At 73.7% G+C, this 24,441-nt stretch carries 20 protein-coding genes; 7 read left to right on the forward strand and 13 right to left on the reverse strand.

Annotated elements, in window-relative coordinates; translation table 11 throughout:
* Positions 1–58: 58 nt before the first annotated feature.
* Entirely contained in the window at positions 59–286 is a 228-nt protein-coding gene (locus TOK_RS17090; RefSeq protein WP_098958879.1) for a hypothetical protein, read from the forward strand.
* A gap of 82 nt (positions 287–368) precedes the next feature.
* Entirely contained in the window at positions 369–584 is a 216-nt protein-coding gene (locus TOK_RS17095) for a hypothetical protein (RefSeq protein ID WP_098958880.1), read from the forward strand.
* A gap of 487 nt (positions 585–1,071) precedes the next feature.
* On the opposite strand, the gene TOK_RS17100 is transcribed toward TOK_RS17095, so the two are convergent.
* The 9 genes from TOK_RS17100 to TOK_RS17135 form a co-directional block, all read right to left on the reverse strand.
* Positions 1,072–1,299, reverse strand: coding sequence for a hypothetical protein (locus TOK_RS17100; protein WP_141566428.1), 228 nt, complete (start codon positions 1,297–1,299; stop codon positions 1,072–1,074).
* A 229-nt stretch (positions 1,300–1,528) separates the two neighbouring features.
* Complete coding sequence (locus TOK_RS33395; RefSeq protein WP_098958882.1) at positions 1,529–7,495, reverse strand: Pls/PosA family non-ribosomal peptide synthetase; 5,967 nt, start codon at positions 7,493–7,495, stop codon at positions 1,529–1,531.
* Between the two features lie 190 nt (positions 7,496–7,685).
* Entirely contained in the window at positions 7,686–8,942 is a 1,257-nt protein-coding gene (locus TOK_RS17110; protein WP_172457611.1) for an aspartate kinase, read from the reverse strand.
* Positions 8,943–9,386: 444 nt separating this feature from the next.
* Positions 9,387–9,536: a hypothetical protein gene (locus TOK_RS32680; protein ID WP_172457612.1), complete on the reverse strand. Its 150-nt coding sequence runs from the start codon at positions 9,534–9,536 to the stop codon at positions 9,387–9,389.
* A 118-nt stretch (positions 9,537–9,654) separates the two neighbouring features.
* On the reverse strand, positions 9,655–10,827 hold the full coding sequence (locus TOK_RS17115) for an ROK family protein (protein WP_098958884.1): 1,173 nt from the start codon (positions 10,825–10,827) through the stop codon (positions 9,655–9,657).
* Positions 10,824–12,326, reverse strand: coding sequence for a sugar ABC transporter permease (locus tag TOK_RS17120; protein WP_374754905.1), 1,503 nt, complete (start codon positions 12,324–12,326; stop codon positions 10,824–10,826). The genes TOK_RS17115 and TOK_RS17120 overlap by 4 nt, the downstream gene beginning before the upstream one ends.
* Positions 12,323–13,102 (reverse strand): ATP-binding cassette domain-containing protein, encoded by a 780-nt coding sequence (locus tag TOK_RS17125; RefSeq protein ID WP_098958885.1) that lies wholly within the window; start codon positions 13,100–13,102, stop codon positions 12,323–12,325. Before TOK_RS17125 ends, TOK_RS17120 begins: the two co-directional genes overlap by 4 nt.
* An 89-nt stretch (positions 13,103–13,191) precedes the next feature.
* Positions 13,192–14,316 (reverse strand): sugar ABC transporter substrate-binding protein, encoded by a 1,125-nt coding sequence (locus tag TOK_RS17130; RefSeq protein WP_098958886.1) that lies wholly within the window; start codon positions 14,314–14,316, stop codon positions 13,192–13,194.
* A 461-nt stretch (positions 14,317–14,777) separates the two neighbouring features.
* Positions 14,778–15,593: a DMT family transporter gene (locus tag TOK_RS17135; protein ID WP_098959050.1), complete on the reverse strand. Its 816-nt coding sequence runs from the start codon at positions 15,591–15,593 to the stop codon at positions 14,778–14,780.
* A 373-nt stretch (positions 15,594–15,966) separates the two neighbouring features.
* Here TOK_RS17135 and TOK_RS17140 point away from each other — a divergent pair, with 373 nt between their 5' ends.
* A complete protein-coding gene (locus TOK_RS17140; protein WP_098959052.1) occupies positions 15,967–16,152 on the forward strand; it encodes a hypothetical protein in 186 nt (61 codons plus the stop codon).
* Between the two features lie 116 nt (positions 16,153–16,268).
* Here TOK_RS17140 and TOK_RS17145 read toward each other — a convergent pair whose 3' ends face one another.
* Both TOK_RS17145 and TOK_RS17150 read right to left on the reverse strand, forming a co-directional pair.
* Positions 16,269–17,507, reverse strand: coding sequence for a cysteine desulfurase-like protein (locus TOK_RS17145; RefSeq protein ID WP_098959053.1), 1,239 nt, complete (start codon positions 17,505–17,507; stop codon positions 16,269–16,271).
* Positions 17,508–17,511: 4 nt separating this feature from the next.
* Complete coding sequence (locus TOK_RS17150) at positions 17,512–19,269, reverse strand: DEAD/DEAH box helicase (RefSeq protein WP_374754906.1); 1,758 nt, start codon at positions 19,267–19,269, stop codon at positions 17,512–17,514.
* Positions 19,270–19,509: 240 nt separating this feature from the next.
* Between TOK_RS17150 and TOK_RS33400 the strand changes: the two genes are divergently transcribed.
* From TOK_RS33400 to TOK_RS17165, 3 genes are read left to right on the forward strand one after another with little or no spacing between them, the layout of a single operon-like run.
* On the forward strand, positions 19,510–20,700 hold the full coding sequence (locus TOK_RS33400; protein WP_253258431.1) for a YihY/virulence factor BrkB family protein: 1,191 nt from the start codon (positions 19,510–19,512) through the stop codon (positions 20,698–20,700).
* Entirely contained in the window at positions 20,697–22,013 is a 1,317-nt protein-coding gene (locus TOK_RS17160; RefSeq protein WP_098958888.1) for a hypothetical protein, read from the forward strand. The genes TOK_RS33400 and TOK_RS17160 overlap by 4 nt, the downstream gene beginning before the upstream one ends.
* Positions 22,010–22,846: an alpha/beta fold hydrolase gene (locus tag TOK_RS17165; protein WP_253258432.1), complete on the forward strand. Its 837-nt coding sequence runs from the start codon at positions 22,010–22,012 to the stop codon at positions 22,844–22,846. The genes TOK_RS17160 and TOK_RS17165 overlap by 4 nt, the downstream gene beginning before the upstream one ends.
* 5 nt (positions 22,847–22,851) lie before the next feature.
* On the opposite strand, the gene TOK_RS17170 is transcribed toward TOK_RS17165, so the two are convergent.
* Complete coding sequence (locus TOK_RS17170) at positions 22,852–23,097, reverse strand: DUF3039 domain-containing protein (RefSeq protein ID WP_098959057.1); 246 nt, start codon at positions 23,095–23,097, stop codon at positions 22,852–22,854.
* Positions 23,098–23,107: 10 nt separating this feature from the next.
* Here TOK_RS17170 and TOK_RS17175 point away from each other — a divergent pair, with 10 nt between their 5' ends.
* Positions 23,108–24,076, forward strand: coding sequence for a pseudouridine-5'-phosphate glycosidase (locus TOK_RS17175; RefSeq protein WP_253258453.1), 969 nt, complete (start codon positions 23,108–23,110; stop codon positions 24,074–24,076).
* Here TOK_RS17175 and TOK_RS17180 read toward each other — a convergent pair.
* On the reverse strand, positions 24,063–24,383 hold the full coding sequence (locus tag TOK_RS17180) for a DUF3099 domain-containing protein (RefSeq protein ID WP_098958890.1): 321 nt from the start codon (positions 24,381–24,383) through the stop codon (positions 24,063–24,065). The two genes, TOK_RS17175 and TOK_RS17180, sit on opposite strands and share 14 nt — an antisense overlap.
* Between the last annotated feature and the right edge of the window lie 58 nt (positions 24,384–24,441).

Raw genomic sequence — 24,441 nt, forward strand, 5'->3', positions numbered from 1 at the left:
ATCGGCGCATCCTTCAGTGGTCCGGATCACACGGACACCACCTCGAAGGGAGAACGTCATGAACGCCACCGTCACCCCCATCAACGGCCGCGACCGCGCCGTCCTGCGAGCCGTCGCCGCCGGCCGCGCCGAGTTCCCCCGCATCGGGGGCGGCCTCGTCGTCGACGGCCTGAACCTGAGCGACCAGTTCACCGGGCTGCGTCTGACCACCGCGGGCTTCATCGTCGACCGGCCCGGCCCGGCGGCACTGACCCCGACGGGCGTCGCCGTCCTCGCGGCCGCGTGATCGCCATGAACGAGCGCCTGCGAGTGAATCATCAGCACCGCGCCGGCGGGCACCGCCGCCCGAGCGTCAGCGAGGGCGTGCGATGACCGCCTTCGCTGCCGCGGCCGCCACGACCGCTGCCGTCTCCGACGCCATCACCCGCCCGCTGACCCGCGCCGACCGCTGCGACGCCTGCGGTGCCGCAGCCCGCGTCCGGGTCCTGCTCCCGGCCGGTGAGCTGATCTTCTGCGGCCACCACGCCCGCCGGCACGCACCGCGCCTGCGAGAGATCGGTGCGGAACTGGTCACCGACCCCTGACCTCCCGCGACACCCGAGCCCGGCCGTCATCCGACGGCCGGGCTCCTCGCCGTCCAGGGCCCCACCCCGCCGAGTTCGGCATGAGACTGCCCGTGGGGCCGCCGGGACCAGGCCGGTGTCGAGCTCGGCGCACGGGGACTCGCGCGCCGGGCCGGTACTCGGGTGCGGGGCCAGGCCGGTGCCGAGCTCGGTGCGGTGCGGCTACGCCCGGTCAGTGCTCCTGGGGGGGCTCCTGGGGGCTCCTGGGGGCTCCTGGGGGCCTCTCGACCGCCTCGCCGAAGTGGATGGGCGTCAGCAGTGCGAAGACGACGGCCTGCAGCCCCCCGACGAACAGGTCGAAGCGTCCACGCGGCGGCGGGCAGCCACGGCACGTAGGCCGGGAGCAGCCCGATGATGCCCACCATCAGCCCGCCCGCGACGATGTTCCCCCGCAGCCGCAGGGCCGGCGAGGCCGGCCGAAGAACTGCGAGATGATCTCGAACGGGCCCTAGTGCACGATGGCCAGGAAGTGCTCGCCCACACCCTGGGCGCGGACGCCTGCCACGTTGACCCGGACGACGACCAGGAGCATCAGTGGGTAGGTCAGGTTGCTGCCCGACGTGGTGCGCTCCCGGCCGGCGTCGGGGCCCAACGGGACGATGGTCGCCGAGAACACGTTGGCGCGCATGGCCGGGCACCCGGCTCCGGGCAGCCGCACGATGGAGGTCGTGGGCACCCTGCCCGGGATGATCCAGACCTACGCGGCGAGCGGACGCCCCCGCGGCGGCATCCTCGACGACGACTTCCTCGCCGTGCAGATCCGCGGCCGCATCCGGCACTCGGGCCGCACGCGCGAGTGCCGGTGCCGCGGAAGCGGCACCGGCACTCGGGCACGACCTGTGCTGGGCTCGACGTGCGATCCGGCCGGGCCGTGGGCCGGAAACGGCCGGCCCGACCGGGGTGCGTCAGGCGTTCGCCCACGCGGACTCGATGGTGCGCACCAGGATCGCGAGTGCGACGTCCATGACCTCGGCGGTCACGTTGAGCGGCGGCAGCATCCGGACGACGCAGTCGTCGCGGCCACCGAGCTCCACGATCAGACCGGCGCGCAGTGCCCGGGCCTGGACGTCCTCGGCGAGCTGGGTGACGGTGCGGCCGTCGGCGGGGGCGACGAGCTCGATCCCCCACATCAGGCCCATCCCCCGGACCTCCAGGACAGCCGGGTGGGCGGCGAAGCCCGACAGCCGCGACGCGACCTGGCGGCCACGCTCGGCGACGTTGCCGAGGACGTCGTCGCGCCGGACGATCTCGACGGTCTTGGCACCGGCGGCGAAGGCGAGCTGGTTGCCGCGGAAGGTGCCGGTGTGGGCGCCGGGGGCCCAGGTGTCGAGCTTCTCGTCGTACATGATGATCGCGACGGGCATCCCCATGCCGGACAACGCCTTCGAGGCGATGATGACGTCGGGCTCGATGTCGTACTGCTCGAACGCGAACCAGGTGCCGGTGCGCCCGCACCCGGTCTGCACCTCGTCGACGATCAGCGGGATGCCCAGCTCACGGGTGAGCCGCCGGACGCGCTGCACGAACTCCAGCCGGGCCGGGATCACCCCGCCCTCGCCCTGGACCATCTCCATGATGACCGCGGCCGGCAGCTCGAGGCCACCGTTGGGGTCGGCGAGCGCGTTCTCGAGGAACGAGACGCAGTTGGTCTGGCAGGTCTGCGGGTCCAGCGCCAGCGGGCAGCGGCTGCACGAGGAGAACGGGAAGAACTGCACGCCGGGCATGCCGTTGGCGATCGGGCGCTTCTGCGAGACGTTGCCGGTCAGGGCCATCGCGGCGTGCGACGAGCCGTGGAAGCCGCCCTGGAAGGAGATGATCTGGCCGCGGCCGGTGGCGGTCTTGCAGAGCTTGATCGCGGCGTCGACGGCGTTGGCGCCGGTGGGGCCGCAGAACTGGATGCGCATCCGGTCACGCATCCCCGCAGGCAGCATCGACAGCTGGGCCTCGGTGAAGTCGTCCTTGGCGGGCGAGGCCATGTCGAGGCCGTGGGTGAACACGCCCATCTGCTCGGTGGCGGCGGCGACGAGCTCGGGGTGGTTGTGCCCCAGCGACAGCACCCCGGCGCCGGCCAGGAAGTCGACGAACACGTTCCCGTCGAGGTCACGGATGAACGAGCCGGACGCCTCGGCGACGGCGAACGGGAAGTGCCGCGGGTAGACGCGGGCGTTGGACTCGCGCCGGGCCTGCCGGGCGAGCAGCTCGGCCGAGCGCGGGCCGGGCAGCGCCGTGGTGACCGACGGACCGGTCATCGGGAGACCGGCACCCTGCGCGGCGGGGGCGAGCGGCGCACGTGGCGCGGGTGCCCCGCGCGGAACGGGGCGTGGCCCGGGTGCGGCGACGAGGCCGGGCGCAGGCGACGCGGACGGCACGGGCCGCACCGTCGCAGGCACGGCCGGGACTGCCGCGAGCGGACGGGCGGTGCCGGTGGTGGTGGTGCTGGTCATGACGACGGTCTCCTGGTTGTCGCGCGGCCGGGCCGCGGTGACGGGCCGCGCGGCGGGTGCCGGCGGGGTGGGACGGTGCTGCGGGGTGGGACGGTGCTGCGCGGTGGGACGGTGCTGCGCGGTGGGACGGTGCTGCGGGGTGCGCCGCGTCGGGTGCACGATCGTCGCCTCGACAGCGGCCACGTGCCGGGCCGGGCCGGTGAAGACCGGGCCGGGAGCCGGCCGGTCGAGCTCCAGGTTCGGCACGGAACCGGAGGCGTAGGCGGCGAGCATGGCGGCCTTGTCGGCGTCGGACCGCTGCGCGACGACGGGCAGGACCGCGGCCGGGGGCGCGGGCCGGGCCGGGGCGGCCGGGGTACGACGCTCCCGCAGCTCGGTGGCCGGGTTGCCCACCCACACGGCGTGCGGCGCGACGACCTCGCCCTTCATCAGGAACGCGTCGGCCTCGATGATCGCGCCCTCGCCGACCGTGACGCCGTAGTGCACGAACGCCTCGACCCCGACGACGGCGCCCGCGCCGAGCACGGTGGCGTCGGACTTGAAGCTGCCGTCCTCCAGCGAGTGGCACTGGATCACGCTGCCCGCGTTGAGGATCACGTCGTCGCCGAGGGTGACGAGCGTCTTCTCCGGGATGGCGCACCCGTCGTCGAACACGCGGCGGCCGATGCGCACACCCAGCAGCTTCCAGATCAGGTTCTTGAACGGGGTGCCGCTGAACAGCGCGCTCGCGCCGAGCTTCCAGAGCCGCTCGTGGCGCCAGAAGTACGGGTCGTAGATCGACACGAAGCGGGCGCGCAGCGGGCGGAAGCCGAGGACGGCCCGCTCGACGAGGGCGGTGAGGACGATGTTGAACAGGAGCGTCGCGACGGTCGCGGCGGCGATTCCGAACTCGGCGAAGCGGTAGTAGAGGTCGGCGGCGATCGCGAAGGTCAGCATGCTGACGAAGAACTGGATGTAGCGGACTCCGAGGAACGCGAGCATCGACGCGAGGTTGTGCCGGTTCTTGCGCCGCAGCAGCTTCTTCAGCACTGCCGGGTCCTTGAGGTGGTCGAACTCGGTGTCGCGGGAGACGGTGCGCGGAATCTCGAAGCTCGGCGAGCCGAGCAGTCCGACGTTCTCGCGGACCGGGCCGTCCATCGGGACCATGACCTTGGTGCCGAGCAGGACGTTGCTGCCGACGCGGGCGTCGGCGGGGTAGGCGATGTTGTTGCCGATGAAGTTGTCCGGGCCGATCGCCACGTGGGAGAACCGGAAGGACGAGGCCGAGAAGTCGGCGTTCATGACCGACAGCGCGTCGGACACCATCGTCCCGCGGCCGATCGAGGTGTAGAGCGCGTTGTCCTGCTTGAGCTCGGTGCCGAAGTTGGAGCCGGTCTGGTCGACGTCACCCAGGTCGTAGCCGATGGCCGACAGATAGCCGGTCGCGGCGGAGGCGTCGCCGAACAGCGTCATGTAGAACGACGAGTTGGTGAGCCGGGTGATCGTCTTCGCGACGGCCCAGCGGACGCCGTGCAGGGGGTAGGTGCGGCCCGGCTCCACCAGCACCGACAGGATGCGCGGGGCGACGACCATCAGGGCGAGCCCGCCGAACGCGCCGGCGAGGAACACCCCGCCGGTGGCGGCGGCGATCGTCACGTAGAAGCCGGGGTCGGTGAGCAGCGCGTGCCCGTCGGCGACGGCCTCGCCGACCGCCGGGACCATCGTGGCCAGGGCGACGAGCGCGGCACCGGCCAGCGGCAGGACCGCCACGGCGAGCAGCAGCTGCCCGGCGGCGTAGGTGAAGCGGCGCAGCGACCCGCACCGGACGGGCTCGACGACGCGGTAGTTCGTCGTCGTCGGCTCGGCGGGGACGCCGTGCCAGGTCTCGCCGGCCGGGACGTGCATGCCGGTGTGCAGCGACGAGGTGTGTCCGAGCGACGCGCCGTCGCCGATCGAGCTGCCGATGTCGAGGACGGTCTTCTCGCCGACGAACACGTCGGAGCCGATGGTGACCCGGCCGGTGCGGATGACGCCGGCGACGGCGTGGTAGCCGGCGAACGCCGAGTCGCGGCGGACGACGGTGTGCGCGCCGATGGTGAGCAGGTCGGTGGCGACGGGGACGGTGCGCGACAGGATGGTCGTGCCCTTCCCGATCCTGGCGCCGAGGGCGCGCAGGTAGAAGGTGTAGAGCGGGCCGCCGGCGGTCAGGGCGAGCGGGTTGGCCCGGATCAGCGTCTTCACGACCCAGAACCGGACGTACCCGAGGCTCCACAGCCGGATCTCCCGCTCCTTCCACCGGCCGACCAGGATCCACTTGGCGGCGATGGGCAGCAGGCACGCGGCGAGGTAGATGCCGGCGTTGTAGAGCGCGGAGCGGCCGAAGATCTCCAGCGGCGTCGCGCCGTCGACCGACCACACGAACCCGCGCTCGAGCACGAGCGCGCCGAGGTAGGTGAAGGCGAGGAACGCGATGAGCTGCAGGGCGCCGGTCGTCAGGTAGCCGGCGGTGGAGCCCTTCGCGACCGGTCCGGTGCGGACCGCCGCGGACTCGCCGGGCGCCTCGCCGCCGAGGGCGACGGCGAGCTCGCGGATCGTCGGGTTGGCGTAGATCACGCGCATCGACGGCGCCGCCAGCGACGTCTCCTTGCGCAGCGCCGCCGAGAAGCGGGCCATGAGCAGCGAGTTGGCGCCGAGGTCGTCGAAGAAGTTGGAGTCGACGGAGACGGCGTCGAGGCCGATGGTGCGCGCCAGCGTGGCGGCGAGGACCTCCTCGGTGTCGGTGGCCGCGGCGACCATCTCACCGGCCGGCCCGCCCGCGCGGCGCATGGTGGGCGGCGGCAGGGCCTTGCGGTCGGCCTTGTCCGACGTCGTCATCGGGATGGCGGCGAGGTGCTCCAGGTACGCGGGCACCATGTAGGCGGGCAGCCGCTCACGCAGGTGCGCGTGGACGGCGTCGGTCTCCAGCGGGGCGACGCCCGTCTTCAGGCTGTAGTAGCCGACGAGCTCGACCTGGCCGGGTGTGGGCTCGAAGGTGTCCACCACGGCCGCCGACACCCCGGGCACCTGCAGCAGGACGGACTCGATCTCGGTCAGCTCGATGCGGTAGCCGCGGATCTTGACCTGGAGGTCGATGCGGCCCATGTACTCGATCTCGCCCTGGTCGTTGACGCGCCCCAGGTCGCCGGTGCGGTAGATGCGCCCCGACGGGTTGCCCGCGATCCCGAGGAAGTCCTCGATGAACGACTTGTCGGTGAGGTCCTCACGGTTGAGGTAGCCCGTGGCCAGGCCGATGCCGGCGATGCCGATCTCCCCGACCTCGCCGTGCGGCAGCGCCCGGTACGGGTTCTCCGGGTCCAGGACGACGGTCGTGTAGGTGGGCAGCGGCTGGCCGATGGTGACGGGCCGGTCGGGGTGGACCTCGGTCCAGGTGGCGGTGACGGTGGCCTCGGTGGGGCCGTAGACGTTGAGGAAGCGGCGGCCGTCGCGGTACCAGCGGGCGACGAGGTCCTGCGGGCACGCCTCGCCCGAGACCAGCAGGAAGCGCAGCGCGGGCAGGTCCTCCTCGATCGTCGCGAGCAGGGTCGGGACGACGCACATCGCGGTGACGCGGCGTTCGGTCAGGAAGGCGTGCAGGTCCATGCCCAGCAGCGACGTGCCCGCGGGCTTCGGGACGAGGGTGGCGCCCGCCATCCACGGCACCCAGATCTCCTCGACCGAGAAGTCGAAGGCGATCGTCATGCCCTGGTAGACACGGTCGCTGGAGCGCAGGCCGTAGACCTCGGCGGCGACCCGGACGAAGTTGCAGATGCTGGCGTGCTCGATCGCGACGCCCTTGGGGCGGCCCGTCGTGCCGGACGTGTAGATGAGGTAGGCCAGGTCCTCGACGGCCTCGCCGCGCTCGGCGTCGGTCAGCCGCGCGCCGGACTCCGCCTCGATCTGCGCGGCGATCCGGTCGACGTGGATGAGGCCGGGGGCGAAGTCCTCCAGGCCCACGACGCGCTCGGGGACGTGCGAGAGCGACAGCACGAACGACACGCCCGCGTCGGAGAGGATGTAGGCGATCCGGTCGGCCGGGAACGCGACGTCCAGCGGCACGTACGCGGCGTTGATCTTCATCACCGCGAGCATCCCGACGTAGGAGTGCACCGGCTGGTCGAACAGCAGCGCGATCCGGTCGCCCGCCCGGGCCCCGGACGCGAGCAGCCGGCGTGCGAGCCGGTTCGCGCGCTCGTCGAGCTCGATGAAGGTCAGGGCGACGTCGCCGGCGTCGACGGCCAGATGGCCGGCGCGGCCGTAGGCGCGCATCCAGTCGGCCTGCTCCTCGAAGACGTGGTCGAGGCGCTCACCGGCGCGGGCCCGCGAGCCCTGGGCGTAGTCGGCCGCCACGAGCAGCGCCGGCGCTGTCGTCGCCGCGGCGGGCGGTGCATCGGGTTCCTGCAACGTGGTCACGATCGGCTCCTGGCTGAACTCTGGGGGCTTTCTCTGCTGCTCCTCAGAGTGCCGAGGGGCCGTGTCCGATTCGATGGTGTGCTCCCCCGAGCCGGCCGGGCCCTCCCCCGGGCCCGGGTGGGGTTCTCCCCCGCACGCGAACAGGCCCGGGATCAGGGGATCCCGGGCCGGCACGAACACTGCGAGACGGTCAGGCGGCGGTGGCGCCCGCCCCGGCGGACTCGCCGCCCACGAGCGCCGCGTGCAGGGCGCGCACCGCGTCGTCGACGCGGTCGGCGGCGACGAGCACGCCCACCCGCGACGGCGTCGTCGTCACCAGGCGCGGGGTGATGCCCGCGGCGGCGAGCACGTCGAGTGTCGACGCCGGCACCTCCGGCGCCCGGGCCAGGCCGAGGCTCACGACTCCCACCGACCCGAGGTCCTCCCGGCCGAGGAGCGTGATGGCGGCGGCGTCGAGCGCGGCGGCCACGGCCGCGGGATCGGCGCCGGGGACGGTGACCGCGACCACCGTGCCCGCGCCGGGGACGACCGCGCCGAGGGCCAGCCCGCGGCCCGCCAGCGCGGCGGCGACCGCGGTGACCGGGGCGTCGACGCTGTAGAGGTGCTCGTCGCGGCGGTGCGCCACCCCGGCGACCGTCGCGGTGCCGGCGACCTCGAAGTCACCGGCACCGCCACGGATCCAGGTGCCCTCCTCCGTGCCGAAGCTCGACCGCAGGTGGATGTCGACGCCGTGCGCCATCGCCAGCTCCACCGACCGTGGCTGCAGCACCCCCGCGCCGGCCTCGGCGAGCTCGAGCATCTCCTGCGGGCGGATCGTCGCGAGCCGCCGCGCGTCCGGGACGACCCGCGGGTCGGCGGTGTACACGGCGGGGACGTCGGTGAAGATCTCGCACTCCCGGGCCCCGAGCGCGGCCGCGACCGCGACGGCCGAGGCGTCGGACCCACCGCGGCCCAGCGTCGTCGTGTCGCCGTCGGACGACTCGCCCTGGAAGCCCGTGACCAGCACGATCGCGCCGTCGTCGAGGGCCTTGCGGATGCGGGCGGGGTCGATGCCGAGCATGCGGGCGCTGCCGTGGGTGGCGTCGGTGCGAATGCCGGCCTGGGCGCCGGTCAGCGACACGGCGTGGCCGCCGAGGGACGCGATCGCCATGGCGGTCAGCGCGCAGGAGATCTGCTCACCGACCGAGAGCAGGGCGTCGAGCTCGCGCAGCGGCGGGTTGGGCGAGATCGCAGCGGCCTGGGCGACGAGCGCGTCGGTCGACTTCCCCATCGCCGACAGCACCGCCACGACCCCGCGTCCGCTGCGCTGCGCTGCCACCATCCGTTCGGCGACGGCGAGCACACGCTCCTGGTCGCCGACGGACGTGCCGCCGAACTTCCAGACCAGCGGCGCCTGCGGCCCGCTGATCGATCGCGGTGCCGGCTTGCCGCTCCTGCGCCCTGCCATGACGTTCTCCTCGGTCCCCCCGGCCCGGACTGTCCGGGACCCGATCGAGACTGGGGCCGGGGACCGGTCCGCGGCGATGGTGCGCTCCCCCGGGACACGGGTGCGCTCCCCCGACCTCGGGTAGGGCGTTCCCTCCGCCCGTTTCATCCGGTACACCCCGTCCGCCCCCGCCGGGCCGAGTTCGACCTGGGCCCGGCCACGCGCGGCACGCCACCGCGGATCGTCGGTCGGCGCGCAGGTTGTCCGCGCCGCGCACACCGTGCAGGCCACGCACCGACCGCGGACGCCGCGTGCCGATGGCAGAGCCCGCGCCGAGCCGAGCGGACCGGACGCCGGGGCGTGCACGGACCCGGCCGCCGATATGCAGGAACGGCACGTCCCCGCAACCGGGTGCGGGAAGGTGCCGTTCCTGCAGCTCCGGGCCCGACCTCGGGTCAGGACCGGTCAGAGGACGTACGGGTCGGGGCGGGTGGGCCCGCAGGAGTCCAGGCGGCGCAGCTCCGCGCCGTGGGGCAGCAGGTCGGGGCGGGCGGCGTCGTCCCACACGTTCTCCCAGTTTCGGGCACGCTCGGGCAGGTCGGCGGTCGGTTCCATGTCATCCCCCGGGTCGCTCCCGGGCACGGCTGGGCCCGGGTCACCGAAGCGTTGCGCGGCACCGCGGCCGGCACGAGGGGGTGCGCCCGACGCCGGCCGGGTGCCCACCCCCCGGTCCTCAGATCGACTCGAGGATCTGCTCGAAGGCGAGCTCGGCGGCGCCGACGAGGCGGGCGTCGCGGCCCAACGGGGACACGGTGATCCTGGTCCCGCCGATGGCGCGGCTGACCAGGCTGCGCTCGTGGACGATCGAGCGGGCCCGGTCGACGACGCGGGGCGGCAGCGCGGTGAGCAGGTCGCCGAGGACGACGAGCTCGGGGGCGAGCATGTTGACCAGCGTGACCAGACCGGTGGCGAGCCACTCGGTGAACTCGCCGAGCTTGTCGTCGATCTGGTCCGGCGCCGCGGACAGCGAGCGGAGCTCGGCGACGAGCGCGCCGCGGGGGGTGTCCTCGGGCAGCCCGAGCGCCCGGCACAGTGCGGGTTCGCCGACCTCGGTCTCCCAGCAGCCCTGGGCGCCGCAGAAGCACGCGCGGCCGCCCGGGCGGACCTGGATGTGCCCGATCTCCCCGACGTAGCCGCCGGTGCCGCGCAGCGGCCGGCCCCCGGCGATGACGCCGCCGCCGAGGCCGACGTCGGCGGACAGGTAGACGAGGTCGCTGGACTCGCGGGCGACGCCGCGGACGTGCTCGGCGAGGGCACCGAGCTCGGCGTCGTTGCCGACGAGCGTGGGCAGCTGCAGCACCGACCCGAGCCGGCGGCCGAGCGCGACGTCGCGCCAGCCGAGGTTGGGGGCCTCGTGGACGAAGCCGTCGGCGCGGCGCACGACGCCGGGCACCGACACCCCTGCCCCGGACACGACGACGGCGAGCTCGTCGCGCAGCAGCTGGGCCGACTCGACGACGTGGGTGATGACCTCGCCGGGCAGCCGGGTGGTGCGGTGCAGGTTCCAGCTGTGCCGGCCGAGGATCTGCCCGCCGATGCCGATCATCGCCATGGCGACCTGGTCGACGCGGATGTCGACGGCGAGCACCACCGCGGACTGCGGCTGCGGCAGCACCATCAGGGAGGGCCGTCCCGCCCCGGTGCGCTGGGACGGGACGGCCTCGGTGACGACGCCGGCCTCGGCGAGGCCGTCGACCACCGCCTTGATCGTGCTGCGGTTGAGCCCCAGCTCGGTGGCCAGGGTCGCCCGGGTGCAGGGCCCTTCGACGTGCAGCCGGCGCAGCAGCGCCGAGCGGTTGTGCCTGCGCGCGTCGTCGGGCCGCGTGCCGGACGTCGGAGCGGTCACAGCCCGGCGGAGGCCGATCGACGCCGGGACAGCACGTCGACACCGGCCGCCACGAGCAGCACAAGGCCGGTGATCACGAAGACCACCGCCGCGGGCTGCTTGAGCAGACCCAGGCCGTTCTCGACGGTCGCGAGGACCGCACCGCCGATGACGGCGTTGCTGACCCGGCCGCGGCCGCCGAACAGCGACGTCCCGCCGATGACGGCCGCACCGACGGCGAACAGCAGCGTGTTGCCGCCACCGGCCGCGGGTGAGACGGACCCGACCTTGGACGAGTAGACGATGGCCCCGATCGCGGCGAACGCGGCCGCGATGACGAACACGCTGGCACGGATCCGGACGACGTCGATGCCGGCGCGGCGGGCCGCCTCACGGTTGCCGCCGACGGCGTAGACGTGGCGGCCGAAGCGGGTCCGGTCGAGCACGTAGGTCCCGGCGACGAGCAGCACGAGGACCACCGGGACGACGTAGGGCACCCCGGAGATCTCGGTCAGACCGGCCGACCTGTTGCGCGTCAACAGGTACGTCGCAACGGCACCGAGGACGACGACGGCACCGATCTTGAGCAGCACGAGTCCGGTCGGCTGGGCGACGAGGCCCTTGGCCAGCCGGGTGCGCTGCCGGTTCAGCAGGATGGCTGCGTAGCCGCCCGCGGCGACCACGAACAGGACCCAGCTGCCCAGGGTCGACAGGTTGCCGTTGGCGACGGCGTTGATGACGGGGTCACGCAGGCCGAGGGTGCCGCCGTCGCCGATCAGCTGCAGGATGACGCCCTGCCAGGTGATGAACAGCGCCAGCGTCACGACGAACGAGGGCATCCCGATCTTCGCGACGAGGAAGCCGGTCAGCGTGCCGATGACGACGCCGGTGCAGATCGCGAGCAGCATCTCGAGCCAGGCGTTCTGCGGGAACCCCACGACGAGCAGCAGTGCCGCCACGAGGCTCAGGACGACTGCCCACCAGATCCGCAGGTACGCGGCCAGCGCAGCGGCGACCAGCATGACGAGGACGAACAGGACGAAGACGGTCAGGCCCATCGCGCCGAGCATGTTGCCGCCCGAGACGAGGTGCAGCGCCATGAGCGAGGCCGCGAGTCCGGACGCGGTGCCGGCGGCGAGGTCGATCTCGCCGGTGAGCAGCACGAACACGAGGCCCATCGCGATGATCGTGCGCCCGGCGCCCTGCTGGAGCAGGTTCGCGAGGTTGAGCAGGCTCGGGAAGACCCCGCCCCGGTCGAGCGCGGTGAACAGGATGAACAGCGCCAGCAGGCCGAGCAGGGCCGGCAGCGAGCCGAGCTCACCGGAGCGCAGCCGCACGCCGTAGTCGCGCAGGGCCTGGCCGGTGGTGCGGGCGGTGGTGTCGATCCCGAAGTCGCCCTGGCGGTTGCCGGGTGCGGCCCGTTCCGCCGCGCCGGGCGCGGAGTCGGTGGAGGTGGCGGTCGCGACGTCGGCGGCCGGCCCGCTGTCCTTCGACAGGTCGGGCCCGGAGTCCTCGCTCACCGGGTCACCCCCGCAGCCTCGGGCCGGGCGAGGCCGAGGTCCCCGGAGCGCCCGGCGGTGATGAGCTCGACGACCTGGCCATGGGTGACGTCCTTCGTCGGTACCTCGGCGACCATCCGGCCGAGGTAGAGGGTCGCGATGCGGTCGGCGACCTCGAAGACGTCGGCCATGTTGTGGCTGATCAGCACGACGCCGAGGCCCTGCTCGGCGAGGCGCCGGACCAGGTCGAGGACCTGGCGGGTCTGGGCGACGCCCAGTGCGGCGGTCGGCTCGTCGAGCAGCACGACCTTGGAGTCCCAGAGGACGGCCTTGGCGATGGCGACGGTCTGGCGCTGCCCACCGGACAGCGACGCGACGGGCATCCGCACCGAGGTGACGGTCCGCACCGACAGGGACGCGAGCGTCCGCCGGGCGGCCTGCTCCATGTCGGACTCGTCGAGCAGCCAGGGCTTGCCGCGCTCGCGGCCGAGGAACATGTTCTGGACGATGTCGAGGTTGTCGGCGAGCGCGAGGTCCTGGTACACGACCTCGATGCCGAGCGCGGAGGCGTCGGCGGGCGAGTTGATCGTGACGGGCTCACCGTCGAACGCGATCTCCCCGCCGTCGATGGGATGGATGCCCGCGACGCACTTGACCAGCGTCGACTTGCCGGCGCCGTTGTCGCCGACGAGCGCGGTGACCTCACCGGCCCGGACAGTGAAGTCGACGTCGTGCAGCACCCGGACGGCGCCGAAACTCTTGGAGACCGCCCGCAGCTGCAGGATCGGTTCGGACACTCGCGCTCCTTGCGATGGGGGCCGGGACGTGGCGCCGGCGTCGGGTCTCGACGCCGGCGCCACGTGCTTCGGCCGGACGGGTCAGCGGGTCACTTGATCCCGAGCTCGGTGCAGGCGGCCTGCGTCTGCGCGACGCAGATCTCACTCGCCTTCACGTAGCCGGCGTCCGTGACGACCTTGACCTTGTCCTTGGTGATCAGCTGCGGGGTGAGCAGGACGGACTTGACCTGGCGGTTGCCCTTCGGGTCGTCCGTGTTCTGCGTCGCGACCGCGTTGGCGGCGGCGGTGTCACCCTTGGCCAGCGCCGCCGCGAGCTTCGCGGTGGCGTCGGCCTCCTCCTGGATCGGCTTGAAGACCGTCATGTACTGGTCCCCGCGGAGGATGGCCTGCAGGCCGTCGGCGGTGGCGTCCTGGCCGGTGACCGGGACCTTGCCGTTGAGACCGTTCTTGGCCAGCACGGTGATGATCGCGCCGGCGAGGCCGTCGTTGGCGGCGACGACGCCGTCGACCTTGCCGCCGTTGCTGGTCAGGATCTGCTCGAACGTGGTGCCGCCGACCTGGTTGTCCCACTTGTCGATGGCCTGCTTCTGCACGAGCTTGAGAGCGCCCGAGTCGTACAGCGGCTTCAGCACGGTCTGCTGGCCGTTGTAGAACAGCGTCGCGTTGTTGTCCGTGGGGGCGCCCTCGATCTCGATCACCTGCGCGCCCGGCTTGGTCTGCAGCGCCTGCGCGAGGCCCTGACCCTGCAGCGCACCGACCTTCACGTTGTCAAAGGACACGTAGTAGTCGCTGGTGCCGCCGAGGTTGAGCCGGTCGTAGTCGATGACCGGGATGCCCTGGGCCTTGGCCTTGGCCGCGACGGCGCTGCCGCCGTCGGACGAGATCGAGGCGATGACCAGGACCTTGACGCCGCTGGAGATCATCCCGTCGGCGAGGGTGGAGAACTTCTGCTCGTCACCCTGGGCGTTCTGGATGTCGGGGTCGAGCCCCTGTGCCCGCATCGCCTTCTCGATCATCGGCTTGTCGAAGCCCTCCCACCGGGCCGACGAGTCGGTCTCCGGCAGGATCACGCCGACCTTCACACCACCCGCGGCCGGGGCGGTGCTGCCCCCGGTGCTTCCGCCGGTCGAGGGTGCGGCGTTCTGGCCACACGCCGCCAGCGCGAACGCCAGGCCCGCACTGACGACGGCAAGGGCCGTCTTCCGTATGCGCATCGATGTCCTTCCCACGTCATCGTGGGCCGCCGTGGCGGCGCCCGAATGTTGCGAGCCACAACGTATGACCCATACCCAGGTGACGGGAAGCACACTGAATCGGTCCAGGTCCTCACGCAACATCACATTTGGGTCACGCAGAGGGGAATTTGTTGTCGACATCAGCCGAACTTCGGCCACTCGATCACCGAACGGCGCGCGGCGCGACACGCCCGAACGGGCCGGAGCCGACCGTGTGGTTCCCGAGCGTCGAGTGCCGTTCGGCGATGAGTGCGCGCGACACCGACCGATTGAGCCGAACGCGGCGGCCGACATCCGGACATTCCTGACCCGACGTCCCGACAAAGGGACAATCCGGGTCTATTCGGACAGCACATGATCAGGAAATCACCCGTTCGCGCCGCTTACTGTCACACGAGGTCACACGGTGGGTTATCACTCTGCGTAGCAACGACCGCTGATCAGGAGGGTGGCACGGCATCCGGGGCCGCTTCGTCCCCGTCACGGGAGCGCAGCGCCACCGCTGCCACGACGGCCACGATGCCCACCCCCTCGAGGACTCCGGGCACCTGTCCGAGGAACACCAGACCGATCACCGTCGCGGTCACCGGCAGCAGCGCGAGCAGCACCGCGAAGCGCGCCCGGCCCACCCTCCGCAGGACAACCTGATCGAGTGCATACGGCACGACGCTCGACAGCACCCCGACGCCCGCCGCCAGCCCGAGAACCGACGGCGAGCCCAGCGCGGCGAGGCCGCCGCGGTCGACCACGAGGAGCACGACGAGCGGCACCGAGGCGAGCGCGAAGCCCGTCGCCATGTCGTCCAGACCGTTGCCGGCGAGCGCCACCCGCTTGCCGACGACGATGTACGCCGCCCACAACGCCGCCGCCGCGAGCCCCCACGCGACGCCGGCGGGACTTCCTGACCAGCGCACATCGGCGATGCACGCCACCCCCGCCGCTGCCAGCACCACCGCCGCCACGTCGCGCGGCCGCCTCGACGCCAGTGCGGCGACCGCCACCGGGCCGCAGAACTCGATCGCGACCACGGTGCCCAGCGGCAGCCGCGCGACCGCCTCGTAGAAGGCGACGTTCATTCCCGCCGTCGCGAGCCCGAACACCCCCGCACGCAGAACCCGCCGGCCCCGCCAGGCGTCCCTCCCGGGCCGCCGCCACGCCATCAGCACGACTGCCGCCGCCATGATCCGTAACGCGGCGACCACGGCGGGCGAGAGATCATCGAACAGACCGACGGCGACGGCCGCCCCGACGTACATCGAGGCTCCGCCGACGACGAAGAGGACCGGCGCCGGGACCCGGCGGGGGCTCGTCGTCGTCACGTCTGCGAGCCGTTCACCACGACTGCGAAGAGTAGTCGTGACCCGACGAGAGTTAACGCACCTGACCTTGCGAGGCCATCAGCGGCACCGCATCATTCACTCGTCGTCAACTGAATCGCAGAGGTTCCCCGGCGGTACACCGGAAAGACTCCTCACCGACCCCGAGTGGTCGAACGTGACGGTCGTCGCCCCCGGGCCGGGAACACGTACAGCGCTCTGTACGTCTGCAAGAGTGTGGGCGCGCCGCGCGAGCGGTCGTCCAGTGCACAGGGCACCGGATCCTCCGGTGTCGAGACGGAGGGAGACCGCCATGCAGCCCGGAACCCTTACCCGCCCCGAGTTGACCGCCGCCGACCGTTGTGACCGTTGCGGCGCGGCAGCCAAGGTTCGCGCCGTACTTTCCTCCGGTGGAGAGCTCCTCTTCTGTGGCCATCACGCGCGTGCGCACGCCGACAAGCTGCGCGAGCTCGAGGTGGACGTGCAGTCGGGCAGTTGACGCGCCGGCGGTAGCCGGTCACCCAGACGTCCGACGCAGGGCGGGAACCATTCAGGTTCCCGCCCTGCGTCATGTCCGGGGTTCCCGCCGCGGTGACGAGCCGCAGCGCGGTCCGGTCAGGGCGTGAGGGCGGCCAGCACGTCGAGCGCCCTGTCGACCTCCCACGCACGGGAGTAGTGGTTCGGGCTCAGCCGCACGAGCCCGCCGTCCTCCCGCACCCCCAGCGCCCCGGCCGCGCCCCACGCGTACGCGTAGCCGGCCCAGGCGTTGACACCCGCGGCGTCCAACGCGGCCACGACCTGCGCGGGCGTCCGCCCGGCCACCCGGAACGCCGCGATCGGCGTCCGGACCGCGGCATCGGACCCGGCAGCGCCCTCAGCGCCCTCGGGACCCTCAGGGCCGTAGCGCCGCACGTGCGGCTGCTCCCCGAGCGCCGACCACAGCCGGGCCCCCAGCGCCGCCGTGTGCGCCGCCGCGGCCCGTTGCCCGGCCCGCGGGTCGTCGCCGTCCGCCATCCCGGCCCAGTGCGCGACCGCCGCCGCCACTCCCGCGAGCGCCGGGAACGGGTTGGTGCCCTGCTCGAACCGTGCGGGTCCCGACGCCGGTGCCCCGGCCGGACGCGGCGGGTCGATGTCGTCGAGCACGGCCGGATCGGCCGCCACCAGCGCCGCGACGTGCGGGCCTGCCCACTTGTGGGCGCTCGTCGCGTAGAGGTCCGCGCCGAGGGCCCGGACGTCGACGGCCGAGTACGCGGCGTGGTGCACCCCGTCCACGACGCTCGTCGCCCCCACGGCCCGGGCCGCGGCGGTGACCGCCGCGACGTCGACGCGTGCCCCGGTCAGGTTCGACGCCGCGGTGAGGGCGACCAGTCGCGTCCTCGGCCCGATCAGCGACGTCACCGCGTCAGCGGGCAGCCCGCCGTCGGCGCCGAGCCGGGCCGTCCGGACGGTCGCGCCCGTCCGGGCGGCCGCCCGCGTCCAGGGCGCGACGTTGGCCTCGTGGTCGGCCTCGGTGACGACGATCTCGTCGCCGGGCCCCCACGCCTGTTCCAGGGCGGTGGCCAGCCGCACCGTCAGTGCCGACATCGTCGGGCCGAGGACGACGCCCGCCGGGTCGGGCGCACCGGTGAACGCCGCGAAGGCCCGGCGCGCCGCGTCGACGAGCGCGTCGGCACGCCGGGCTGCCGGGAACATCCCGCCCTGGTTGGCGACGCCCGCCCGCATCGCGGCCGCGACGGCCTCGATGACCGGTTCCGGGACCTGGGTTCCTGCCGCGCCGTCGAGCCAGGCCCGGCCGTCGCCCAGCGCCGGGTACTGCGCCCGGACGCGGGAGACGTCGAACCCTGCCGGGCTCACCACGTCACCGCCAGGAGCGCAGCGTCGCGATGCGCTCCTCCAGCTGCTCGATCGTCGCCATCGCGGTGACCGGGCCACCACACGACGCACGCAGCTCGTTGTGGATCGCGCCGTGCGGCTTCTTCGTGCGGTGGTGGTACATCGCCACCAGGGTGTTCAGCTCCTTGCGCAACCCGTTGAGCTGCTCGCGCACCGACTTCTGCGGGCGCTCGGTGGGCTCGGGAGCGGGGGTGGCGCGGGCCTGGGCCCCGGTGCGGGGGCGCTCCTGGCCGCGGGCCATCCACTCCTGCTGGCGCTGGTTGAGCAGGGTGCGCACCTGGTCGGGGTCGAGCAGGCCCGGCAGGCCGAGATAGTCCTCCTCGTCGGCGCTGAACGACGTGCCCTCGTAGATGAGCTGGTCGAGCTCGGCGTCGGCGTGCAGGGCGGTGAACGACTTCTCGTCCTCCCCCGGCTCGTCCTCGACGCGCTGGGCGGCCGCGAGCTCCTCGTCGTTCCAGATCTCCTCGGCGCGGTGCGGCTTGCCCAGGACGTGGTCGCGCTGCGCCTCGAGCTCGCTGGCCAGCCCGAGCAGCACGGGGACACTCGGCACGAACACCGACGCCGTCTCCCCCTGCCGGCGCGACCGCACGAAGCGGCCGATGGCCTGGGCGAAGTACAGCGGCGTCGACGCGCTCGTGGCGTAGACGCCGACCGCGAGCCGCGGGACGTCGACGCCCTCGGACACCATCCGGACCGCGACCATCCAGCGGTCGTCCGACGACGAGAAGTCGGCGATGCGCTTCGAGGAGCCCTTCTCGTCGGACAGCACGATCGACGGCGCGGTGCCGGTGATCTTCTCCAGGATCGCGGCGTAGGCGCGGGCCGCGGTCTGGTCCGACGCGATGACGAGACCGCCCGCATCGGGCATGCCACCCGCCCGGTGCCCGGTGAGGCGCTTGTCGGCGGCCGCCAGCACCGCCGGGATCCACTGGCCGCCCGGGTCGAGTGCGGTGCGCCAGGCCCGTGCGGTCTGCTCGGCGGTCATCGGCTCGCCGAGCCGGGCGGTGATCTCCTCGCCCGCGCTGGTGCGCCAGCTCGACGTACCCGAGTAGGCGAGGAACACCACGGGCCGCACGACGCCGTCGGCCAGCGCCTCGGCGTAGCCGTAGGCGTGGTCGGCCTTGCTGCGCAGCGCGCCCTCGGCGTCGGGCAGGTAGTCGACGAACGGGATCGGGTTGTCGTCGGAACGGAACGGCGTCCCGGTGAGGGTGAGCCGGCGCACCGCCGGGTCGAACGCCTCCTTGACCGCGTCGCCCCACGACTTCGCGTCGCCGGCGTGGTGGATCTCGTCGAGGATCACCAGGGTCCGGCGGGTCTCGGTGCGGGCCCGGTGCAGCATCGGGTGCGCCGCGACACCGGCGTAGGTGACCGCGATGCCGGTGTAGTCCGACGACGTGCCGCCCGCCGAGTTGCGGAACTCAGGGTCGAGCGGGATGCCGGCTTGGGCGGCCGAGTCGGCCCACTGGTACTTCAGGTGCTCGGTCGGGGTGACGACGGTGATCCGGTCGATGCGGCGGTCGCGCAGCAGCTCGGCGGCCACCCGCAGGGCGAACGTCGTCTTGCCGGCGCCGGGCGTCGCGACCGCGAGGAAGTCCTGTGGCGATCCTGCGAGGTAGCGGGCGAGCGCGCTGCGCTGCCAGGCCCGCAGCGGCCGCTGCTCGAGGGCGATCCCGGGGCTGCGCTCAACTGCCTGCGACACACAACTCCCTGGTCGGACGGTCATTCCGAGGCCGCGTCGGGGAAGGGACGGGGTCGGGGCCCCCGCGCTCGCGGACCACGACGAGGGTAGCCCGCGGGGATCCGGCGGCGCGTCGTGACCCGCCGTCGGCGGCCCCGGGGGCCATGCTGTGCCGCGATGACCTCCGACGACCCGACCGGCGAGCCACCGGCCGAGCCCCCGGTGACAGGGCCGGGGCCCGGCCCCGCGGCGGCTCCGCCGCGCAGGCGGTGACTGGTCCGCCGGGTGGCGGGGCGGACCCTGGTCAAGGCGTGGGACGACGGGATCTTCTCGATGTCGGCGCAGGCCGCGTTCTGGCAGGCGCTGTCGCTGCCCCCGCTGCTGCTGGCGCTGCTCGGTTCGTTGGGCTTCGTCGACGACTGGTTCGGGCCGCGGACGGTCGACTCCGTGGAGGCCGCGATCGTCGGGTTCTCGCGGACCGTGTTCACCCCCGAGGTGGTCGACCAGATCATCGCCCCGACCGCCGAGGCGATCCTCACCCGCGGCCGCGCCGACGTCGTGTCGCTCGGGTTCCTCATCGCACTGTGGGCGGGGTCGTCGGCGGTGGCGTCGATGGTCGACTCGGTCACCGAGGCCCACGGCCAGTACGAGGTGCGCAACCCGGTGTGGCAGCGGCTCGTCGCGCTCGGCGTGTACCTGGTGGCGCTGGTCGTGGCGGTCCTCGCACTGCCCGTCGTCGCGCTGGGGCCCGACCTGCTGCCGCGGGTCTTCCCGGTGGCGTGGCGGCCCTCGGTGACCGCCGCCGTCGACGCCTTCTACTACCCGGGGGTCGCGCTGGTCCTGGTCCTGGGCCTGACCACGTTCTACAAGGTGGCGCTGCGGCACAGCCCGCCGTGGCGGCGTCTGCTGCCCGGGGCGCTGCTGGCGATGGTCGTGTTCGTGGTCTCGACGACCGGGCTGCGCGTCTATCTCACCCTCATCACAGCGACCGGCTACACCTACGGCGCACTGGCGACACCCATCGCGTTCCTGCTCTTCGGGTTCCTGCTGGGGTTCGCGATCGTGCTCGGGGCTCAGCTCAACAACGCCGTCGAGGAGACGTGGCCGTCCCGGCCGACGCGGCGCCAGCGCCGGTTGCGGCGGCTGCGGGCGATGCGCGCCGCCGCGGCGCGGGCGGCGCTGGCCGGGACGTCGGCGGCCCGCCACGCGGCGGCCGCGCACACCCGCACCGCCCGCCACGCCGCGCTCACGGGGACGTCGGCGGTACGGGAGGCGGGAGCGCGGGCGGTCGCCGCGGTCCGGCAGGCGGGCGTGGTGCCGGAGCAGGTGGCGCCCGTGCAGCCGGGGACGCGACGGGACGCCGCCCGTCCTGCCGACTTGCCCGCCCCCGAGCAGCCCGCCCATGCTGACGGTGGACGATCACTCCGGCCGGCCGTGACGGCGGGTGGGGACCGAGCACGTCAGGAGATCATGTGAGCAGCGCGCCGTCCGGTGGCGGAGCAGCCGGCGACCCCGACGACCCGCCGACGGTGGCCGCCGCCGGTTCGCGCCTGGCCACGGCACTGCTGTCCCGGCCGGCCGGCCTCGCCCGGCACACGGTCGCCCTCGCCGGTGAGCTCGCCCGGATCGGGCTGGGCAGCTCCGGGCTCGCGCCCGACCCCGGCGACGACCGGTTCGCCGCGCCCGCGTGGTCGGCCGACCCGCTGCTGCGCCGGGTCGTCCAGACCCATCTCGCCACGACCGCCGCCGCCGCCGCGATGCTCGACGACGCCGGCCTCGACGCGGGCGACGCCGAGGTGCTGCGCGCCGTCGTCGAGTCGGTCGCCGACGTCGTCGCGCCGAGCAACAACCCGGTGCTGCGTGCGCTGGCCGCCCGGCACGCGCCTCCGGAGACCACCGGGGCGGCCGGCGCCGTCGCCGAGCCCGCGCCCCCACCCGCACCAGCGGTGACCGGGACGCGGCGGCTCACCGTCGGCGAGGACGTCGCCGCCACCGGGGGCGCCGTCGTCCTGCGCACCGACGTGTTCGAGCTGCTGCACTACCTGCCGCAGACCCGGGAGGTCCACGCGCTCCCGGTGCTCGTCGTGGCCCCGCCGGGCCTGCCCTGCTACCTCGCCGACCTGTCCCCCGGCCGCAGCCTCGTCGAGCACCTGGTCCGGGCGGGCGAACAGGTCCTGCTCGTGAGCTGGCACCCCGGCGCCACCGGCGACCCGGACACGCTGGGCCAGGCGCTGCTCGACGCCCTGGACGCCGCCGAGCGCATCGCACGGACCACGGCCACCGTGGTCCTCGGGATCGGCGGCGGCGCCGACCTCACCGCGGGCGTCCTCGCCCACCTCGCGGCGGTCGGGCTGCAGGCGCGTGTCGCCGCGGCCGTGCTAGTCGGCCTCGACCCGCGCGCCGCCACCACCGACGGGCGCGTACCCCGCGACCTGAGGCAGTGGCTCGCCGACACCGCCGACGCACCCACCGGTCCCGGCACACCTGCCGACCTGCTGGGCACGCCGCTCGACCCGGCCGCCGTCGACCGGGACGGGCTGGTCGTCGCCGACGCCGCGGACGTCGCGGTCTGGGCCCGGCTCGCCGGCTCCGGGCCGGTGCGCGTCGTCGAGACCTCCCACGCCGAGTTCGTCGACCCGCCCGCCGACGACCGCGAGTCGTGGTGGGAGGTGCTCACCGACTGGCTGGGCGCCCGGACCGGCGAACGCCGCGAGGCACCTGCCGAGCTGGGAGGGCGCGGGATGCACGCGATCGCGCCCTCCCCGGGCGAGTACGTCTCCGCACGGTGAGCGACGCCGAACACGTCGCCGACGTGAGCGTCGACGGCCGGACCCTGCGGGTGTCGGTCCGGCACGCCTCGGCGGGCTCGGCCCGCACCCCGTTGTTGCTGGTCAACGGCATCGGCGCGGAGCTGGGCCTGCTCGACCCGTTCGTCCGCGCGCTGCCCGCCGACCTGGAGACGGTCCGGTTCGACCCGCCCGGGGTCGGCGGCTCCCCCGCACCGGTGCTGCCGTACCCGCTGGCCGGGCTCGCGATCGTCGTCGACGACCTGCTGGCGCGGCTGGGCCACGGCCGGGTCGACGTGCTGGGCTTCTCGTGGGGCGGGGCGCTCGCGCAGCAGCTGGCGCTGTCGGCTCGGCACCGGGTGCGTCGCCTCGTGCTGGTGGCGACGGGCACGGGCGCACTCATGGTGCCGGGCCCGCCGTCGGTGCTGGCGCGGATGCTGACGGGCCGCCGCTACCACGATCCGGACCACGCGCGGGCCGTCGCGGGCCGCATCTACGGCGGGACGATGCGGACCCGGCCGGAGCAGGCGGCCGACGTTCTCGGCGCCGGGCGCGCGGCCGGCCCGGGCGACCGCGGCTACCGCTACCAGCTGCTGGCGGCGGCGAGCTGGACGAGCCTGCCGTTCCTGCCGTTGCTGCGGGTGCCGACGCTCGTCGTCGCCGGTGAGGACGACCCGATCGTGCCACTGGTCAACGCGCGGATCCTGCACCGCGGCATCGCCGGGTCACAGCTGCACGTGCACCCCGGAGGGCACCTCGCGTTGCTGACCGAGGCGCACGAGCTGGCCCCGGTCGTCGACGCGTTCCTGGCCGCCCCCGCAGGAGCGGATCTCTGACGACGTCAGTCCTTGCCGGGCGGCATCGACTCGAAGATCTTCTTGCAGTCGGGGCAGACCGGCGACCCGGGCTTGGGCGACTTGGTGACGGGGAACGTCTCCCCGCACAACGCCACCACGAGGTTGCCCATGACCGCGCTCTCGGCGATCTTGGCCTTCTTCACGTAGTGGAACATCTTGGGCTCGTCGTTGCCCGTGGAGTCGGTGCCCTCCGGGCGGGTGTCGACCTCGGGCAGCGTCTGGGTGGCCATGTGCTCCATGATGCCGCACGTGACCGCCCGCGTCCTCCCCCCTTCCCCCCTCGCCGGCTCCCCGCTCGCCCCGGTCGTGTCCGACGAGGTCGCCGACGCGCTCGCCGGGGGCAGGCCGGTCGTCGCCCTGGAGAGCACGTTGCTGGCCCACGGGCTGCCCGCGCCGCGCAACCGCGCGACCGCCGAGGTCCTCGAGCGCACGGTCCGCGACCGGGGTGCGGTACCGGCGACGGTCGCCGTGCTCGACGGGCGGCCCCGCGTGGGACTCGACGCGGCCGCGCTGGACCGGGTCTGCGGTGACGACCTGGTGAAGCTGTCGGTGCGCGACCTCGGCGCGGCTGCCGGGCTGGGCCGCGACGGCGCCACGACGGTCGCCGCGACGGCATGGCTCGCCGCGGCCGTCGGCATCGCACTGTTCGCGACGGGCGGGCTCGGCGGGGTGCACCGCGGCGCCCGCGACTCGTGGGACGTCTCGGCCGACCTGGGGGTGCTGGCCCGCACCCCGGTGGCGGTGGTGTGCTCGGGCGTGAAGTCGATCCTCGACGTCGGCGCCACCCTGGAGGTGCTGGAGACCGACTCCGTGGGTGTCGTCGGCTACTGCACCGACGCGTTCCCCGGCTTCTACCGCCGCGACTCCGGGCACCCGGTGCCGTGGCGGGCCGACACCCCGGCACAGGTGGCGGCGGTGTGGGCGGCGCACCGGGCGACGGGTGCGGGGCTCGTCGTCGCCCAGCCCGTCCCGGCCGCCGCCGAGCTCGACGAGACCCTGCACGACCGGCTGCTCGCCGAGGGCCTGGCGATGGTGGCCGAGCGCCGGATCGCCGGCAAGGACGTGACCCCCGCACTGCTGGAGCACTTCCACAGCGGCAGCGGTGGGGCGAGCCTGGCGACGAACGTCGCGCTGGTCGAGGCCAACGCGGCGCTGGCCGCGGACGTCGCGGTGGCGCTGGCCGGCCGAGCGGGGGTCAGCCGTCGATGACGGGCCGCTCCCGCGCTTCGATGGCGTGGCGGTCGGGCGTGAACTTGTTCGGCTTCTCGACCTTGCGCGGCAGCCGGTCGTTCGCAACGAGAACGGCCATCCACGGCAGCGGGATCGAGATCACGAGCAGACCCACGGCGAGCCACGGGATCTGGTAGCAGGCGGCCGCGGCGATCATGCACGGGATCCGCATCAGCATCATGATCTTGTACCGTCGCTTGCGGACCGCCAGTTCCTGCTCGTACGACATCGCCGCGTCGGTGATGAGTACCGGCTGGTCCTGGCTGCTCCGCTGCGGCTCGGTCACGACATCTCCCTCGCTGTCGCCGGGAAGGTGTCCCCGCCGACCTGCACCATCGTTGCAC

The organism is Pseudonocardia sp. N23, from assembly GCF_002583555.1.
Classification (GTDB): Bacteria; Actinomycetota; Actinomycetes; order Mycobacteriales; family Pseudonocardiaceae; genus Pseudonocardia.

Excerpts from the sequence above, each read along its gene's own strand:
- TOK_RS17090 (WP_098958879.1), top strand. The coding sequence starts at position 59 with ATGAACGCCACCGTCACCCCCATCAACGGCCGCGACCGCGCCGTCCTG.
- TOK_RS17095 (WP_098958880.1), top strand. The coding sequence starts at position 369 with ATGACCGCCTTCGCTGCCGCGGCCGCCACGACCGCTGCCGTCTCCGAC.
- TOK_RS17110 (WP_172457611.1), bottom strand. The coding sequence starts at position 8,942 with ATGGCAGGGCGCAGGAGCGGCAAGCCGGCACCGCGATCGATCAGCGGG.
- TOK_RS32680 (WP_172457612.1), bottom strand. The coding sequence starts at position 9,536 with ATGGAACCGACCGCCGACCTGCCCGAGCGTGCCCGAAACTGGGAGAAC.
- TOK_RS17130 (WP_098958886.1), bottom strand. The coding sequence starts at position 14,316 with ATGCGCATACGGAAGACGGCCCTTGCCGTCGTCAGTGCGGGCCTGGCG.
- TOK_RS17135 (WP_098959050.1), bottom strand. The coding sequence starts at position 15,593 with ATGTACGTCGGGGCGGCCGTCGCCGTCGGTCTGTTCGATGATCTCTCG.
- TOK_RS17140 (WP_098959052.1), top strand. The coding sequence starts at position 15,967 with ATGCAGCCCGGAACCCTTACCCGCCCCGAGTTGACCGCCGCCGACCGT.
- TOK_RS17150 (WP_374754906.1), bottom strand. The coding sequence starts at position 19,269 with ATGACCGTCCGACCAGGGAGTTGTGTGTCGCAGGCAGTTGAGCGCAGC.
- TOK_RS17170 (WP_098959057.1), bottom strand. The coding sequence starts at position 23,097 with ATGGCCACCCAGACGCTGCCCGAGGTCGACACCCGCCCGGAGGGCACC.
- TOK_RS17175 (WP_253258453.1), top strand. The coding sequence starts at position 23,108 with ATGCCGCACGTGACCGCCCGCGTCCTCCCCCCTTCCCCCCTCGCCGGC.